The 17,459-nt window shown below is 72.5% G+C and carries 10 protein-coding genes and 3 pseudogenes; 7 read left to right on the forward strand and 6 right to left on the reverse strand.

The annotated features are described in order from the left end of the window. From IEY89_RS40885 to IEY89_RS24035, 5 genes are read left to right on the forward strand one after another with little or no spacing between them, the layout of a single operon-like run. Complete coding sequence (locus tag IEY89_RS40885) at positions 1-5,742, forward strand: type I polyketide synthase (protein WP_229695397.1); 5,742 nt, start codon at positions 1-3, stop codon at positions 5,740-5,742. Further along, a complete protein-coding gene (locus tag IEY89_RS24020; protein ID WP_189149554.1) occupies positions 5,739-6,059 on the forward strand; it encodes an acyl carrier protein in 321 nt (106 codons plus the stop codon). Before IEY89_RS40885 ends, IEY89_RS24020 begins: the two co-directional genes overlap by 4 nt. A 2-nt stretch (positions 6,060-6,061) precedes the next feature. Then, the gene (locus tag IEY89_RS24025) at positions 6,062-6,889 is read left to right on the forward strand and encodes an alpha/beta fold hydrolase (RefSeq protein ID WP_189149555.1); all 828 of its coding nucleotides are present in this window, start codon (positions 6,062-6,064) and stop codon (positions 6,887-6,889) included. Then, positions 6,886-8,091, forward strand: a complete 1,206-nt coding sequence (locus tag IEY89_RS24030; protein ID WP_189149556.1) for a glycosyltransferase — start codon at positions 6,886-6,888, stop codon at positions 8,089-8,091. Before IEY89_RS24025 ends, IEY89_RS24030 begins: the two co-directional genes overlap by 4 nt. Next, entirely contained in the window at positions 8,088-9,215 is a 1,128-nt protein-coding gene (locus IEY89_RS24035; protein WP_189149557.1) for a class I SAM-dependent methyltransferase, read from the forward strand. The genes IEY89_RS24030 and IEY89_RS24035 overlap by 4 nt, the downstream gene beginning before the upstream one ends. A 12-nt stretch (positions 9,216-9,227) precedes the next feature. Here the strand turns inward: IEY89_RS24035 and IEY89_RS24040 are convergent, their stop codons facing one another. Further along, a complete protein-coding gene (locus IEY89_RS24040) occupies positions 9,228-10,271 on the reverse strand; it encodes a lysylphosphatidylglycerol synthase transmembrane domain-containing protein (protein ID WP_189149558.1) in 1,044 nt (347 codons plus the stop codon). Between the two features lie 217 nt (positions 10,272-10,488). Further along, positions 10,489-11,262, reverse strand: coding sequence for a Mut7-C RNAse domain-containing protein (locus tag IEY89_RS24045; RefSeq protein WP_189149559.1), 774 nt, complete (start codon positions 11,260-11,262; stop codon positions 10,489-10,491). A 131-nt stretch (positions 11,263-11,393) separates the two neighbouring features. Between IEY89_RS24045 and IEY89_RS24050 the strand changes: the two genes are divergently transcribed. Next, the gene (locus tag IEY89_RS24050; protein ID WP_189149560.1) at positions 11,394-12,911 is read left to right on the forward strand and encodes a serine/threonine-protein kinase; all 1,518 of its coding nucleotides are present in this window, start codon (positions 11,394-11,396) and stop codon (positions 12,909-12,911) included. Positions 12,912-13,088: 177 nt separating this feature from the next. On the opposite strand, the gene IEY89_RS24055 is transcribed toward IEY89_RS24050, so the two are convergent. From IEY89_RS24055 to IEY89_RS24065, 4 genes and pseudogenes are all read right to left on the reverse strand, one after another. Then, positions 13,089-14,687, reverse strand: a complete 1,599-nt coding sequence (locus tag IEY89_RS24055) for an SDR family oxidoreductase (protein ID WP_373287285.1) — start codon at positions 14,685-14,687, stop codon at positions 13,089-13,091. A gap of 161 nt (positions 14,688-14,848) precedes the next feature. Further along, positions 14,849-14,965 (reverse strand): annotated as a pseudogene (locus IEY89_RS40890) (MMPL family transporter); the annotation flags it as partial. A gap of 44 nt (positions 14,966-15,009) precedes the next feature. Next, positions 15,010-15,972 (reverse strand): serine protein kinase RIO, encoded by a 963-nt coding sequence (locus IEY89_RS24060; RefSeq protein ID WP_189149561.1) that lies wholly within the window; start codon positions 15,970-15,972, stop codon positions 15,010-15,012. A 643-nt stretch (positions 15,973-16,615) separates the two neighbouring features. After that, a pseudogene (locus tag IEY89_RS24065) lies at positions 16,616-16,954 on the reverse strand (transposase family protein); the annotation flags it as partial. Between IEY89_RS24065 and IEY89_RS24070 the strand changes: the two are divergent. Next, positions 16,941-17,225 (forward strand): annotated as a pseudogene (locus IEY89_RS24070) (transposase); the annotation flags it as partial. The pseudogenes IEY89_RS24065 and IEY89_RS24070 overlap by 14 nt on opposite strands. Between the last annotated feature and the right edge of the window lie 234 nt (positions 17,226-17,459).

The raw sequence follows: 17,459 nt of genomic DNA on the forward strand, positions 1-17,459 counted from the left end.
ATGACGGATCGTCACACACGGTCAGCGGACGGCACGTCGACGCCTGTGGCCATCGTGGGCATGTCGGTGCTGCTGCCCGGCGCCGCCGACCTCGACTCCTACTGGCGGAACCTGCTGGCCGGCACGGACGCCATCACCGAGGTACCGGACGGGCGTTGGGACGCGGACGCCTACTACCGGCCGGACTCCGCCGGTGGCCGCGCTGTCGCCGACCAGGTGTACTGCCGGCGCGGTGGGTTCGTGGACGGGCTGGCGGAGGTGGAGGTGACCCGGTTCGGGATCATGCCGAACTCCGTGTCCGGCACCGAGCCCGACCAGCTCATCGCCCTCAACGTGGCCGCCGCCGCCCTCGCCGACGCGGGCGGCGACGACCACCTCCCCGACCGGCACCGCATCGGCGTGGTCCTCGGCCGGGGCGGCTACCTCACCCCCGGACTGGTCCGGCTCGACCAGCGGGTCCGCACGGCAAGTCAACTCGTCCGCACGCTGGGCGAGTTGCTGCCAGACCTGGACTCCGCCCAACTCGCCCGTGTCCGTGAGGCGTTCACGGACCGGCTCGGCCCCGACAGCCCCGAGTCGGCGATCGGACTCGTGCCCAACCTCGCCGCCTCCCGGGTCGCCAACCGCCTCGACCTGCGCGGACCCGCGTACACAGTGGACGCGGCGTGCGCCTCCTCGCTGGTGGCCGTGGACCAGGCGGTGAACGAACTGGCGTCCGGGCGCTGTGACGTGATGCTGGCCGGGGGAGTCCACCACTGTCACGACATCACCCTGTGGAGCGTCTTCTCGCAACTCCGCGCCCTCTCGCCCAGCCAGCGCATCCGCCCCTTCCACCGGGGCGCCGACGGCATTCTGATCGGTGAGGGCACCGGCGTGGTCGTCCTCAAGCGCCTCGCGGACGCCGAGCGCGACGGCGACAGGATCTACGCCGTCATCCGGGGCACCGGCGTCGCCAGCGACGGCCGGGCCGCCGGGCTCGTCAACCCCGACCCCGGCGGCCAGACCCACGCCGTACGCCAGGCCTGGCGGGCCGCCGGACTCGACCCCGCCCAGCCCGGTTCGGTCGGCCTCCTGGAGGCCCACGGCACGGCGACCCCCGCCGGTGACGCAGCCGAACTGGCCACACTGGCCGAGGTGTTCGGGCCCCCGGAGAGCGAAGGCGCGGGCGGCGGTGGGCCGGCGGTGATCGGCTCCGTGAAGTCGATGATCGGGCACACCATGCCCGCCGCCGGGGTCGCGGGCCTGGTCAAGGCCGCCCTCGCCGTCCACCACGGCATGCTCCTGCCCACCCTCCACTGTGACGACCCGAACCCGGCCCTCCTGGCCACGCGTTTCCGCCCACTGGACAGGGCGGCGCCCTGGGAGACGACAGCCGAACAGCCGGTACGCCGGGCGGCGGTCAACGCCTTCGGGTTCGGCGGGATCAACGCCCATGTGGTGCTGGAGGAGGCGCCCGGCGCGCGTAAGCGAAAGACGGCTTCCCCCGGACCGACGGTCACCGTCATCGAGTCCGAACGCGTCCTCCTGCTCGCCGCCGACACCCCCGACGGCCTCGCCGCCCTCCTCGACGCGGACGACACGGCAGTACTCGCCACCGGTCTCGACGCCACCCGCACACATCCGCAGGCCGGGCCCACCCGCCTCGGCATCGTCGACCCGACCGCGAAGCGGCTCAAGCTGGCCCGCCGTGCGGTCGCCAAGGGGCTGACGTGGCAGGGCCGTAGCGACGTATGGTTCCGGCCGGATCCGCTACGGGCGGACACGGAAGGCGAGTTGGGTGGTCTGGCCTTCGTCTTCCCGGGCCTCGAAGGTGACTTCGAGCCCCGCGTCGACGACATCGCCGCCCACTTCGGTCTGGACGGTGTGCTCCCGACCGGCGAACGGGCCGAGGTCGGGGACGTGGGCCGGCACGGGTTCGGAGTCGTCGGGGTCGGGCTGCTGCTCGACCGGGCGCTGCGCCGCATGGGCGTCGTGCCCGACGCGGTGGCCGGGCACAGCGTCGGCGAGTGGACGGCGATGACGGCCGCAGGGCTGTACGACGGCGACGAGGTCGGCGCCTTCATGGCGACCTTCGACCCCGACACGGTGACTGTGCCGGGGCTGGCGTTCGGGGCGCTCGGCGCGCCCGCCGAACGGGTCCTCGCGGCGCTCTCCGAGGAGGGCTGGACGGACGCCGGAATCGTGCTCTCGCACGACAACGCGCCGAGCCAGTCGATGGTGTGCGGCCCGGACGCGGCGGTCGAGGAGTTCGTCCGGGCGTTCCGTGCCCGGGGTGTGCTCAGCCAGGTGCTGCCCTTCCAATCCGGTTTCCACACACCGATGCTGGCGCCCTATCTGGCCCCGATCAAGCAGGCCGCGAGCCGCTTCCGGCTCCAGTCGCCGACGGTTCCGGTCTGGTCGGGGACCACGGCGGCACCCTTCCCGGCGGCCGAATCGGCGGTGCGTGAGCTGTTCGTACGGCATCTGCTGGAACCGGTTCGCTTCCGGCAGATGGTCGAGGCGATGTACGCGGCCGGACACCGGACCTTCGTCCAGGTCGGCACCGGCCAGCTCGGCTCCCTCATCGGCGACACGTTGTCCGGGCGCGATCATCTGGTCGTCGCCGCCAACTCCCCGCACCGCGACGGGCTTGCACAACTCCGGCGGGTGGCAACGGCGTTGTGGGTATCGGGGAGGGCAACGGTCCCGGCGCTCACGGTCCCCACCACCACTGACGCCACCGCCAACTCCGCGACCCACACTGCCGGCTTCTCCGACCGCTCCATGGAACCGGCCCGCGCCGGGAGCCTCGTGTCGATGCCGGCACACTCCGCCACCAGCGACGCCACCGGGAACTCCGTTCCTCAGGCTGCGGCTTCCGGCGAGTGGTCCGCGGCTTCGGCCCGCGCGGGGGGTCTGGTGTCCGCGCTGCCGGGTGCCGCCGCCGGGGGCGCCACTGGGAACTCCGTTCCTCAGGCTGCGGCTTCCGGCGAGTGGTCCGCGGCTTCGGCCCGCGCGGGGGGTCTGGTGTCCGCGCTGCCGGGTGCCGCCGCCGGGGGCGTCACCGGGAACTCCGTTCCTCAGGCTGCCGCCTCCGCCGAGTGGTCTGCGACATCGGCCCGCGCCGGGGGGCCCGTGCCCGCGCTGCCGGGCGCCGCCGCCGGTAGCGCCGCCGGGAACTCCGATCCCCACGCTGCCGGTCCCTCCGACCGCTCCACGGAACCGGCCCGCGCCGGGAATTCCGTGCGGGGGGATCGGCCGTCCAAGCGACTCCCCGTGCGCCTCGACCTGGGCGGCGCCCTCGTCTCCCTCGACGAACCGACGCTCACGCGACTGCGCGCGGAACTGAGTTCGGGGCTGAATCTCGCAGGGCCTGCGGTCACCGGGGCCCCGGTCGCCGCCGCGCCGCCGGGCGTCGGTCCGTCGCCGGATGCGGCCTGGGCTCCGGCCCAGGCCCCGTCAACGGCCCAACGGCGGCGCGCCGCAGGAGTGTTGGGGGTCACGGAGGTGCCCGGTGCCGCCGGACTCCCGGCCGCCGCCGCGCTGACGTCGTCCCTGGACGCACTCGCGGGCCGCTTCCCGGCCGCCGCCGAACTCGGTGCCCTGCTGCGGGAGACGGCGGACACCGCCGCCGAGCTGATCGGCGCGGGCCACCGCCCTCCGGGTTCCGCCGCGGCCTACGCCGGGGGCGACGCGCAGGATCCGGCCGGGGGCGTCGGTCTGGCCGGCCAGGGAGGTAGCGCGCCAACCCGGGCTGCTCGGCAGGCACCCGCGACACCAGGCGGGGCTTCGCAGCAGGCTTCCGCGACGCCCGCCGATGCTTCCCGGCAGGCCACAGTGCCGCCCGTCGGCGCTTCCTGGCAGGCCCCTTCCATGCCCGCCGGGACTTCCCCCCAGGCCTACCGCACGCCCTCCGGCCTGTCCGCACCGCCCACAGCCACCCCGGCCGGCGCGCCTTACCCCGCACCGGGTACCACGCCCCCCACCGCCCCGGGCTCGGCGCCTTACCCCGCACCGGGCGCCGTGCCCCTCTCCGCCGCTCACCCCGCCCCCGCGCCTGGGTCCTCGCTGCCGCGCCCCCGATCAAGCGCCCCCGGCGCCCGACCGCTCCCCCCAACACCGCCGTCCCAGGATCCCTCACCCTCCTGGCGCACCACGGTCCACGTCTCCCCGGACACCATGCCGTACCTCCTCGACCACTGCTTCTTCCCGCAGCGCCCCGGCTGGCCGGACGTGGCCGACCGGTGGCCGGTGGTCCCGGCGACGACGATCGTGCAGCACATGATGGACGAGGCCCAGCGGGCGGCGGAGCAGACCCGACCGGGTACCCGCGCCGTGGCGGTGGCCGTCCACGGCGCCCGTTTCGACCAGTGGCTCACCGCCACCCCACCCCTCGACGTGGACGTGACAGTCACCCCCGTCACCGCGAACCCCGCCCACCGTGCCGTCTCCTTCGGCCCCCGAGCCCGAGCCACCGTCGAACTCGCCACCGGGTACCCGGAGTTGAGCGCCTGCCCCACCCCCTGGCCCACCGACCCCACCACCGAACGCACCCCCGACCACACCGCCGCCCAGCTCTACGGCGAGCGCTGGATGTTCCACGGCCCGGCGTTCCAGGGGGTCACCGAGCTCACCGCCATGGGGGAGGCGCACGTACGGGGAGTCATCACGACCCCGCCCGCGCCCGGCTCGCTCCTCGACAACGTCGGGCAGATTCTCGGGTACTGGATCATGGCGACGCGCACCTCGCGGACGGTCGTGTTCCCGGTCGGGATGCGGGAGATGAGGTTCTACGGACCGCACCCCGAACCCGGCACCGACGTCGACTGCTTCGTCCGGATCACCTCGCTCACCGACACCGTCCTCGAAGCCGACGTCCAGCTGACCGTCGACGGCCAGGTCTGGGCCGTGATCGGCGGCTGGTACGACCGGCGCTTCGACAACGACCCGCAGACCAGGCCCGTCGAACGCTTCCCCGAGCGCAACACCCTCTCCCAGGGCCGGCCGGGCGGCTGGGTACTGCTCCACGAACGCTGGCCCGACCTCGCCTCGCGCGACCTCATTATGCGCAACTCCCTTGGCGGGGAGGAGCGTTCGCAGTACGAGCGGCACGCGCCGCGCGGGCGCCGACAGTGGCTGCTCGGCCGGATCGCGGCCAAGGACGCCGTACGGCGGTGGCTCTGGGAACGCGAGGGCGAGGGGGACGTGTTCCCGGCCGAGATCCAGGTGCACAACGACCCGACCGGGCGGCCGTACGTCACCGGGCTGCACGGCCGGAACCTGCCGCCGCTGGCCGTCTCGCTCGCCCACCGCGCCGAGGCGGGCGTGGCGATCGTACGGCCGCACCGACCCGCTTCCGCCCCCGGCGGAGGTCCGGGTACAGGGCCCGGTATCGACATCGAGGAGGTCGTCGAGCGGGACGCCTCGACGCTGGCCACCGCCCTCGGCCCGGCCGAACTCGCCCTGCTCCGGGCCAGGTCGGCCGCCGACGGCGAGTCCGAGGCGCTCTGGTTCACCCGCTTCTGGGCCGCCAAGGAAGCCGTCGCGAAGGCGGAGGGCACCGGATTCGGCGGCCGGCCACGGGACTTCGCGGTGCGGGAGGCCACGGGTACGGGCGACCGGCTCACGGTCTCCGGACGGCTCGCCCCCGCCTACACCGTGAACTGCGAGCAGACGGGCAATCCCCCCGGGCTGCCGGAAAGGAAGTACGTCGTGGCCTGGACGACCGGATCAGCCACACAGGAAAGGGAGTTGGAGCAATGAGCCTCAACGGGCAACGGATCGGAACCGTCGACGAGGAGGCGGTGCTCGCCGACATCAGGAGCATGCTCGCGACCCTCCTCGACGAGTACGGCATCGACGACGTCGAGATCCGCATGGACACCACCTTCAACCGCGACCTCGAACTGGAGAGCATCGACCTGGTGACCCTGGCCGGGCTGCTGGAGGAGAAGTACGGCAGCAGGGTCAACTTCGCCGAGTTCCTGGCCGGGATGGACTTCGAAGAGATCATCGAACTCACCGTCGGGCGGCTCGTCGAGCACGTCGTCGCCAGTCTCAAAGCGGCGGAGGCGGGCTGACCATGACGATCGTCGACATCGGCGGCGGCCTCAGGCTGCACGCCCAGCGCATCGGCCCGCGCGGCGGACGGCCGGTCACCGCCACCGCCGTCCTCGTCCACGGCCTGCTCACCGACAGTCTGGCCAGCTACTACTTCACCGTGGCACCGGCGTTCGCCGCCTCCGGCATCGACGTCGTCATGTACGACCTGCGCGGCCACGGCCGCTCCACCCGCCCCGCCACCGGCTACACCCTCGACGACAGCATCGACGACCTGGAGGCCCTCCTCGACCGCCTTGAGGTGACCGGCCCGGTCCACCTCGTCGGCAACTCCTACGGCGGGACAGTCGCGTTCGGATACGCGGCCCGCCACCCCGAGCGTGCCGCCGGCGTGTCCCTCATCGAGTCGGAACCGGCCACCGCCGCCTGGGCGGGCAAGCTCGACGGCATCCTCGGCCGGGTCATGCACGAACTCGCCCACAACGAGGCCGACGCCATCGCCTGGATCACCGCCAACCGCGGCCAGAACACCGCCCGCCTCGCCAAGGGCGCCGCCCGGCTGGCCCGCGAGACCACCCTCGCCGAGGACATCCCGGCCAGCCGCGTACTGAGCGAGGACGAGATAAGTTCCGTACGCTGCCCAGTGCTTGGCGTGTACGGGGGTGACTCGGACCTCGCCGAACTGGCGCCCTGGATGGAGTCCGTGCTGCCCGACTGCCGGACCGTTGTCGTGCCGGGGCACGAACACTCCGTGCTCGTCGAGGCGTCGGGGACGGTCGGCGGGCACATCCTGTCGCTGATCCTCGGTGCGACCGTTCCGGTTCAGCTGGCGGGGGCGGAAGCCCGGTGAGCCGGTTCCTGTTCGTCGTGCCGCCGCTCGTCGGACACATCAATCCGGCCGTCGGAGTCGCCGCCGAACTGGCCGCGCGGGGACACGAGTCGGCGTGGGCCTGCGCGGATCCAGGGCTTGTGCGGAGGCTCGCAGGGGAGGACGCCGCCGTCTTCCCGTGCGCCGGGCCAGTGCCCGGCTCCGGTGACGGCGTACGGCCGCCGGACCTGCGGGGACCCGAGGCGCTGAAGTTTCTCTGGGAACGGTTCCTCGCCCCGCTCGCCGAGGAGATGGCCCCCGGAGTCGCCGCCGCCGTAAGGGAGTTCGGGCCGGACGTCGTCGTGGCCGACCAACAGGCCCTCGCCGGTGGCCTCGTCGCCGAACGGCTCGGCCTGCCGTGGGCCACCTCGGCCACCACCTCCGCCGAGTTCACCGACGTACTGTCCGGCATGCCCAAGGTCGCCGAGTGGCTGGACGAACTGCTCGCGGACCTCAGGAATCGCGTCGGTGACAGCACGGGAACCGCCGACCCGCGCTTCTCCCCGCACCTCGTACTCGCCTTCAGCACACCGGAGTTCATCGGCCCGGATGCCCGGACGGGCGACCAGATCCGGTATGTCGGCCCGTCCGTCGCCGCCCGGCCGGCCCCGCCCGGTTTCCCCTGGGAGTGGCTGGACCCGGCTCGCGCCACGGTCCTCGTCACCCTCGGCACCGCCAACACCGATGTCGGCGCACGCTTTCTGACCGAGTGTCGGACAGCGGTACGTGAACGGGCGGACCGGATGCAGACGGTGATCGTCGACCCGGCGGGCGTACTCGGCGGCACCCTGGGCGGGGAGGACGACAAAGGTGTACTGATCGTCCCCTCCGTGCCCCAACTCCCGCTCCTCGAACGGGTCGACGCCGTTGTCTGCCATGCCGGGCACAACACCGTGTGCGAGGCGCTCTGGCACGGGGTGCCGCTCGTCGTCGCGCCCATCCGGGACGACCAGCCCGTGGTCGCCGGGCAGGTCGTGGCGGCCGGGGCGGGCATCCGGGTGCGGTTCGGGCGGGTCACCGCGCCGAAACTGGGCGCCGCGATCGACGCCGTACTGCACGAGCCCGGTTACCGCTTCGCGGCGGGCCGGATCCGTACCGCGTTCCGGACCGCCGAAGGTGCCTCCGCGGCGGCCACCCATCTTGAGCAACTCGCCATCGGCGCGCCCGCCAAGGAGACGGTATGAGCGACGCAAGGCAAGAGCACGGGCACGGTCACGGGCACGCGCCCAACGCGCCGGAAGCACAAGCAACTCCGACCCGTACCGAGCAGGTCGCGGCCGTCCGGCCCACGTACCAGGCCGACCTGGCCTTCGGCCTCGACCGGTTCTTCGAAGCGCCGCGCACCCGTTGCCCCTGGTGCGGATCGGCCCGGCTCACGACGCGGCTGCGGACCACCGACCTGCTCCAGCACAAGCCCGGACGGTTCCTGCTCGACCGCTGCCAGGACTGCCGGCACACCTTCCAGAACCCCCGACTCAGCGCCGCCGGGCTGGAGTTCTACTACCGCGACTTCTACGACGGACTCGGTGAGAAGCAGCTCGGCAACACCTTCGCGAGCCGCACGAAAATGTACGAACAGCGGGCCCGCGCCCTCCTCCCCTTCGACGACGCGCCCAAGAACTGGCTCGACGTCGGCACCGGCCACGGCCACTTCTGCGAGGCGGCCCGGGGTGTCCACACCGGCACGGCCTTCGACGGGCTCGACTTCACCGACGGCGCCGAACTCGCCGAGCGGGCGGGGCGCGTCGAGCGCGGCTACCGGGGGAGTTTCACCGAGCTGGCCCCCGAACTGGCCGCCCACTACGACGTCGTGAGCATGTTCCACTACCTGGAGCACAGCACCGAGCCCCCGCTCGAACTGGAGGCCGCGCGGCAGGCCATCCGCCCCGGCGGACACCTGGTGATCGAGGTGCCCGACCCCGACAGCCGCTACGCCCGGTTGCTCGGCCGGTGGTGGCTGCCCTGGCTCCAGCCCCAGCACCTGCACTTCGTCCCCGTCGACAACCTCCGGCAACGGCTCACCGACCTGGGCTTCACCGTCGTCCTGGAGCAGCACGCCGAGCCGCACGACCCCGTCGACCTGCTCGCCGCCGTCTGGCTTGCCCTCGACAACGCCGCCCCGCGCGACAACCTCCCGTGGCTCCCGCACCCCCCGAACGCCCTGCGGCGCACCTTGCGCGCAGCCGTGCTGCTGGCCGGCGTTCCGGCACTGATCCTGGGCACCCTGCTGGACCGCTTCGCCGTCCGGCCGATCTCCCACCGTCTGGGAGTCTCCAACGCGTACCGGCTGGTGGCCCGCAGGGACTGACCAGGACCGGTGTTACAACACCTTGGCGCGCACCAGCAGCGACAGCACGAGGGCGCCCGGCAGCAGCGGCAGCCAGACCGTCAGGACACGGAAGCCGACGACGGTCGCGGCGGCCAGCGACAGCGGGGCGCCCATCGCGGCCAGCGTGAACACCAGGGCCGCGTCGACGGGACCGATCCCGGCCGGCGCGGGTACGGCGCCGACAGCGGCGCTCGCGGCGAGATAGGCGAAGAGCACGTCCGGCCAGGCGATCGGCAGCCCGAGCGAGGCCCCGACGCAGGCCAGCACCGCCGCCTGGCACAACGAGAAGCCCGCGGCACCGCCCCACAGCGCGGCGACGCGGACCGGCCGGGTGTGCAGCCGCCGCGCGTCGGTCAGGGCGGTGCGCAGACCGTTCAGCAGGGGGCGCCGCAGCGGACGTACGAGGGCCAGAACCAGCGTCACGACGACCACCGCGGCGACCACGCCCACGGCGATGGGCAGCAGTGTCCCCTGGTCGGGGAGGAGGTCGGCGGTGGCCAGGGAGGTCGGGAAGGTCGCCAGGAGGACGAGGATCACCAGGAGCTTCGCCACCGGTTTGACCAGCGAGTACAGGGCGAGGGACGCGGTGGCCCGGGCCAGCGGGATGCCACGGCCGGTCAGGAACCGCAGGGTGACGGCGTGCGCGCCGAGACCGGCCGGCAGGACGTTGTTCGCGGCGCCGGCGGCGAACTGCGAGGCCAGCAGCAGCCCGGGCGGCAGCCGCTCCGGGATGGCGCCCTGCCGCGCGAAGGCGGCGGACACCCAGCACAGGAGCGTGAACGCGCCCCCGATCGCCAGCCACCCGGGGTCGGCGGTGGTGAGCTGCAGGGCCCCGTCGTGCAGGACCTGCCAGTTGTCCGCCGCCCAGATCCCGATGAGCAGGAGCGGCAGCAGACAGAGCACCCGGCGGGTATACCGGGCACCGGGGATCCGGCGAAAGCGGGACGCCGGCGAGGGACGGTCCGGGGTGCCCTGGGGATGGGGCTGGACCGTCGGAGCGGGCGGGGCTATGGGAACCATCGGCAGTGAGGACACAGCGCGCGTCGTCCTTCCACGTGGCGCCCACGCGCTGCGGGGGCGGACGGGGGGAATTGAAGAGCGAGGCAAGGGGGACGGAAGGAGCGTTCCCAGTCCGCGTGACGGGGTGGTGTCCGGGAAAAGAAGGGGTGAGGGCGGACGGGCGACACAGGTGATGCCTGAAGCTTTCTGCCAGAGTCTCCCCTCATCGCCTACTGTCAATACGTCCTTTTCACTACGCGTGTTCAACGCCTTCGTGCAGCCGCCGGTTCCCGCCGCCCGCCGCCCCGCCGAACTCGCGCGACGCACCCTCGACGACCGCCTCCAACCGCGCGTGGTGCGCGCCCCGCCAGTACAGACGCTCGCAGGCCACGCACTGCGCGAACACGTCGTACGTACGCCGGGTCCCGTCCTCCAGCCGGTCGCCCACCGTCTGCTTGTCCGCCTGCTCCAGCCGTCCGTTGCAGGCGGTGCACCTGGTCCACGGGGCGAGCGCGGGCGCGAACCGGTCCAGTACGTCCCGGAGCTGGGCGTCCGGACGATCGCTGTAGACATACGCGCCCGCCCACAGCTCCCGGCGCCGCAGCAGTCCCCGGTCCCGCGAGAGGAGCACGCGTCGCTCGGCCGCCGACAACGCGGCCAGCGCCGGGTCGCCGATGTCCTCGCTCTCGTACGCCGCGTCGACGCCCAGGAGCCGCAGCCTACGGGCGAGCGTGCCCAGATGGACGTCGAGCAGGAACCGCAGCGGCGCCCCCGGCACCGGCTGCGGTCTGACGACGGCTGCCACCTCCACCGTCTCGCCCGCGTCCGGCACATGGGACACCGGCACCTCCCGGCCGTCGACCAGCAGCCGCCCGGCCTCGGTGAGCGGTACACCCAGCGACTCCACCACGTGCCCGAGCGAGGACGACCCGTCGGTGACCACGGTCGTCGGCCCGGCACGTCGCTCGGACGGCACGAAGAGCCGCAGCTCAGGGGCGAAACTGAGAGTGATCTCCGGTCTGCTCACCCGACCAGCATGTCATCGCCCCGGCCGGGCACGCCCGGCGGTTTCCCGTGCACTACTCTCAGCGCTCTCAACCCTCCGGCCCGGTTCCCCGACCGGGGCGGTCGGCCTCGCTGGTGGGGGAGTACGGCAGCATGCAGTTCGAACGTACGGGCGTGCCCGGTTACGAGGTCGTCGAGGTCCTCGGGCAGGGCGGTTTCGCCACCGTGTACCGGGCCCGCCAACTGGCCGTCGGCCGCGAGGTCGCCCTCAAGATGGACAGCCGCGTGCTGGCCACCGACCGCGACCGGCAGCGGTTCCTGCGCGAGGTCACCGCGGCCGGCCAACTGTCGGGCCACCCGCACGTGGTGGCGGTGTACGACGCGGGGGTGCTCGACAACGGCCGCCCGTACATGGTCCTGGAGCTGTGCTCCGGCGGTTCGCTCGGCGACCGCCTCCACCGGCAGGGCCCGCTCCCGGCCGCCGAGGCGCGGGACATCGGCGTACGCATCGCCGACGCGCTGGCCGCGGCCCACGCCGGCGGCGTGCTGCACCGCGACATCAAACCGGGCAACATCATGATCGACCGGTACGGAAACGTCGGCCTCGCCGACTTCGGGCTGGCGGCGATGCCCCGACCCGGCCAGGAACTGTCGGTCACCCGGGAGGCGTTGACGCCCGCGTACGCCCCACCGGAGGCGTTCCGGCTGGCCGAGCCGACCCCCGCCGGTGACGTGTACTCCCTCGCCGCCACGATCTACGCCCTCGTACAGGGCAGGCCCCCGCACTTCCCGGCGGAGGGCAGCCTCGGCATCGCGGAGGTCATCGTCCGGCACACCTGGCCCCTGCCGGACCTCCCCGGAGTGAACCCCGGCTTCACCGAGGTCCTCCGCCACGCCATGGCCCCGGACCCCGCCAACCGGCTGCCGAGCGCGGCGGCGCTCAGGGACGCGCTGGCCGCCGTGGACCTGGCGGACGGTGGAGGCGCCACCTACCTCCCCGCCTCCACCATCGCTCCGCCTGCCGCCCTGCACACCACGGTCCCGCCGGCCGCCGCCTCCCCGCGCCGCCGGACGAAGGTGAGCGTGCGGCTGTCCGCCGCGGCCGTGGCGGTGGTCGTCGTCGGTACGGGCGGGACGATGGCGTACCGGTACCTGCCGCCGTCGACGACCGAGGCACCCACCACCGGAGCCTCCGCCTCCGCTCCCGGTGCGGGCGGGGTGACCCGGGTCACGAACGCCGGTTTCGGCGTACCGACGACGACCGAGAACTGCCCGGCGGCCAGCGTCGCAGGCCTGGACGGCCGCTGCACGACGACCGCCGAATGCTGGGGCGGCATGGTCGTCACCGTCGGCATTGTCAGCATCAACCGCTCCGACTGCCTGGTGTCACACCCGTGGGAGACCTTCGCGATAGCCCCGCTCCCGTCCGACGGGATGACGAACAACCAGAAGGAACTGGCGAACCATCCCGACGTCCGCAGACTCTGCTCCCGCGAGGTCCTGGCCAGGTCCAGACAGGGCGACGCCCTCAAGATCGACCCCGCCCGCTGGACCACCGACGTGCTCCCGCCCACCCAGACCCAGTACGCCGACGGTCTGCGCGTCCTGCGCTGCGTGGCCACGATCACCGGGGAAGAGTCGACGGGAGCGCACTTCCGGCCCCGGGCGTGAGTTCCGCACCGAGTCGTCGACAGAGAGCCGACACCCGCATCGCCGTCCACGGCCCTGCACCGCCATGCTCCGACTGTCCGGCATCCGGGCGGTGGTTGACGTACGGCGAGACGTATTGCTCAAAGGCGATCAGGGCGCGGAGGCCGGTACGTCGGGCCAACGCGCCCTGAAACACGCTCACTTGCGGTCGGCGGGTGACGCGGCCCCGCGCCCGCTGCCCTCCATGACGGCCTCCTTGGCGGCGGCTTTTCCGGCGGCCTTGGTGATGTTGCGGGCCATGCCGCCGAAGACGACCGCGTGGAAGGGCGATACGGACCACCAGTAGACGTGGCCCAGCAGACCGCGTGGGTGGAACAGGGCACGCTGACGGTAACGGGTGCGTCCCTCGGCCTCTGTCTCCACGTACATCTCCAGCCAGGCGAGGCCGGGCAGCCGCATCTCGGCCCGCAACCGCAGCAGCCGTCCGGGCTCGATCTCCTCGACCCGCCAGAAGTCCAGGGAGTCGCCGACCCGCAGGCGCTCGGCGTCACGTCGCCCACGGCGCAGGCCGACACCGCCGACGAACCGGTCCAACCAGCCCCGGACCGCCCAGGCCAGCGGGAAGGAGTACCAGCCGTTGTCGCCCCCGATGCCCTCGATCACCTTCCACAGCGCCTGTCGGGACGCGTCGACCGACAGGCGCCGCTCGTCCTGGTAGAGGCTGCCGCCCGCCCAGTCCGGGTCGGTGGGCAGGGGATCACTGGGCGCCCCCGGCAGGGCGGCGGACGACCAGCGGGTGGCGACCTGCGCCTCCCGCACCCTCCGCAGCGCCAGGGCCAGCGCCTCGTCGAAAGGCAGCGGCCGGCCCGGAAGGTCGGGAACGTACCGGGCGATGTCGTGCTCGTGGCAGACGACCTCGTGGCGCAGCGACTCCGTGAGCGGCCGGGCCAGGGAGGCGGGTACGGGGGTGACGAGACCGACCCAGTGGCTGGACAGCCTCGGCGTCAGGACCGGAACCGGCACGACGAGCCGCCGACGCAGGCCCGCGACCACGGCGTAGCGGCGCATCATCTCCCGGTAGGTCAGGACGTCCGGCCCGCCGATGTCGAACGCCCGGTCGACGTCGGCCGGCATGGTGGCCGAGCCGACGAGGTAGCGCAGCACGTCCCGTACCCCGATGGGCTGGGTGCGGGTGTGCACCCAGCTCGGGGTGACCATCACCGGCAGCCTCTCGGTGAGGTACCGCAGCATCTCGAAGGAGGCCGACCCCGAGCCGATGACGACCGCCGCCCGCAGCACGGTGGCGGGTACCGGCGCGTCGAGGAAGATCCGCCCCACCTCGGCCCGGGACCGCAGATGCGGGGACAGCGAGTCCTCGACCACACCCCGAGGGGTGAGTCCGCCGAGATAGACGATCCGCCGTACGCCCGCCGCCTCCGCCTGCTCGGCGAAGACGCGTGCGGCGCGGCGGTCGGTGTCCTCGAACCCGGAACCGGAGCCGAGTGCGTGCACCAGGTAGTACGCGACGTCGATACCGCGCATGGCGGCAGCGACCGACTCGGGGTCCGTGACGTCCCCGCGCACCGGCTCGACCTCGCCCGCCCAGGGATGGTCACGGAGTTTGTCCGGGGAACGGGCCAGACACCGCACCCGGTGCCCCGCCTCCAGCAGCTCCGGCACCAGACGTCCGCCGATGTAGCCGGAGGCTCCGGTGACCAGACAGCGCAGCCCCTCGGCCCCACGTCCGGCGTGTCCCTCCCCCTCGTCCGGCGCGTACCGCTCTCCATCCGTGCTCACGACACTGCCTCCACGCGCTTGCTCCGACGCTGTTGCCTCGTCGTCCGATCATTGCCGCTACGAGCCGACCGCGCCCGTCACCGCGACGCGGCCCGGGAAGCCCGGGTGCCCGGTCGCGCTGCCGCCACGCGTCACGCCGAGGGCATCGGCCCGGTCCCGTGTCAGCAGGTGTCCCGGGCCAGGGAACTCGGCCACCACGCCCGCGGACCGATGTCGATCACCAGGGCGGGCACCAGCAGAGAACGGACGACGAGACCGTCGAGCAGGACACCGAAGGCACGATGAACGCGATACGCCGGGACGTCCCAGCCGGCCGCCCGGTTCAGAAGGCGTGCGCCATCAGCTCCGCGAACAGCGCGTGCTCGTCGACATCGAGGCCCCGCGAGCGGAACCAGCCGCAGATGTTGGCGCAGTCGCGCTGGAGGAAGCTCATCCCGTTGAGGTTGCCGACCAGGTCGACGATCTGTGGCAGGTCGATGATGACCAGCCGCTCACCCGCCGCCAGAATGTTGTACGCCGAGAGGTCGCCGTGCACGAAGCCGTTCTGCACCATCTTCGCGAGGGCGTCGGTGAGCTGCTCGAAGTACGCCGCCAGCAACTCGGGTGAGGGCCGTACCTGGGCGAGCCGGGGCGCGGTCTGGACGGTGTCGTCCTCGTCTACGACGGTGATCCACTCCATCAGGATCTCGGTGCCGTCGATCTGGACCGGGTAGGGAACCGGCAGCCCGAGGTTCCAGAGCCGCACCAGCGCACCCCATTCGGACACCGCCCACTCGCCGGCCGCGACCTGGCGGCCGAAGGTGCTCTTCCGCTTGATGGCCCGCTCGTCACGTGAGCGCTTCATCGAGCGGCCCTCGGTGTAGGACGCGGCGCGGTGGAAGGTCCGGTGCTCGGCAGAGCGGTACCTCTTGGCCGCCATGACCACACCGGCCGCGGGGTCGAGCGGGTCGGCGCGCTCGACGAGGTGAACGTCGGCCTCCTTGCCGGTCTTGAGGACGCCGAGTTCGGTGTCGATCGCGCCCTGCGAGGTCACCACCCAGTCCGGGAGCGGCTCGGGGCCTCGGCAGAGGGGTTCGACGCCGAGCCAGGTCGACCACCGCTGGCCGTCCTCGAGGTCGTCGTAGGGACGGAAGTCGAAGACGAACCGGTCGTCGACGTCACTCAGGATGTCCGGCGACGGGAACGGGACGGAGCGGTGGGCGTCGGCGCTGAAGCCGTCAGGAAATGCCGGGTGCTGAGGGTGCTTGGGGTGCTGGGGGTGCTGCGAGAGATTGTCGTGAGACATCGCTGGAGGTGCTCCATGAGGCGAGAGGGACGCGGTCTGCGGGCAGGCCGAGGACAGTCGTGGTCACGGTCGTGCCTCCTCTCGTGGAGCACCGGGCAGCTCCCGGTGTCTGGCTCATGGTGAGGGGTGAACACGGGGAGCGGCAACCGAATAAGCCGGCCCGCTTCGGGTGGCCCCAGCAGTGCCGTAGGTCTCCGGCGCGATCCTCCGTACCGGCCCCGGGCCCGGCCACGGCCCCGGCCTCGTCGGACGGGCGGGACAGAACACCGCCTTCTCGCGTCACGTGGAACCTCGGCACCGCGATGCACTGCAAACTGGCGACTACTCCTGGGCCCGTACGGCCTTACCCCAGCGCGGCTGGGATCAGCTGGTACGCCTTTGCGCTGGAGTACATGGAGATGAGCTGCCCGCTGATCGAGGCGAAGACCCGGGACGAGATCAACGACGCGCTGTGCGCGATCACCCGGGCGATGCCACAGGACGTGCGGGGCAGCCCCGAGCGATGAACTTGCCGCGACGGGCGACGCGGGGCTCGGCGTTCGTCGTCCCACGCCCGGAGTTGCGTCAGATGCCGGTCTGACGTCCGGCTGGCCCTGCGCTGGGTGACGGGGCCTCACGCCCGTTGCAACAGGATCACTGGCATTCAGCGTTGCCGCTCCAGGGCGAGGACGGCTTTGGCGATTGACGTCATGTGGTTCGGGCTGCGTCGGGATCTGCGAAAGATCTGCCAGGTCTTCAGGCGGGCGACGCCGCGCTCGACCGGTGCGCGTGCCGCGGCCAGCGCCCGGTTGAGGGTCTTCTCGGTGGGGGTGAGTTCCCGCAGGGGCCTGCGTCTGATGCCGGTGCTCACCCAGGGGCCGCCGCCCTGGTAGGCGAGGTCGGCCAGGATGGGCACGCCCTGGCGCTCGCAGATGCGGATGATCCGGTGGGTGCGGGCCGCGGTCAGGTCGTGAGCCCGGCCCGGCAACGCGGGACTGGCGCCGGTGTCGCGCGACTCCGGCCGGCGGACCGGCAACCACCACCGGCCCAAGCGCTACCACCGCCGCCTGCGACACGTCTTCTACATGGCCGCCCAAACCGCCATGATGCGCCCAGGCCCCTCGCGGGACTACTACCCCAAGAAACGCGCCGAAGGACTGATCCACACACAGGCCCTGCTCGCCCTCGCACGCCGCCGAGTCGACGTCCTATGGGCCATGCTCCGTGACAAGAGGCACTTCACGCCCACCCCACCAGCCACCCAATCGGCTTGACACCATCATTGAGACTCACTCCACGAGCGCATGGGGCAGGTCGAGTGCGGCAGGATAGATGACCAACGAGGCTCCCGAGCAGCGTGGTTGAGACGTCAGACATCTCGATCAACGGCTCAGGGGCCTCGCTCGTTGTGCTTCGTGGACCGTCACCTGATCGGTGGCCAACTCGAGAAGCTCATTGCGAGCACTTTCCGTACGCCGACGGCAGGATCCGGGCCGCGGGGAAGAGGG

This window comes from Streptomyces lacrimifluminis (genome assembly GCF_014646095.1).
GTDB lineage: Bacteria > Actinomycetota > Actinomycetes > Streptomycetales > Streptomycetaceae > Streptomyces > Streptomyces lacrimifluminis.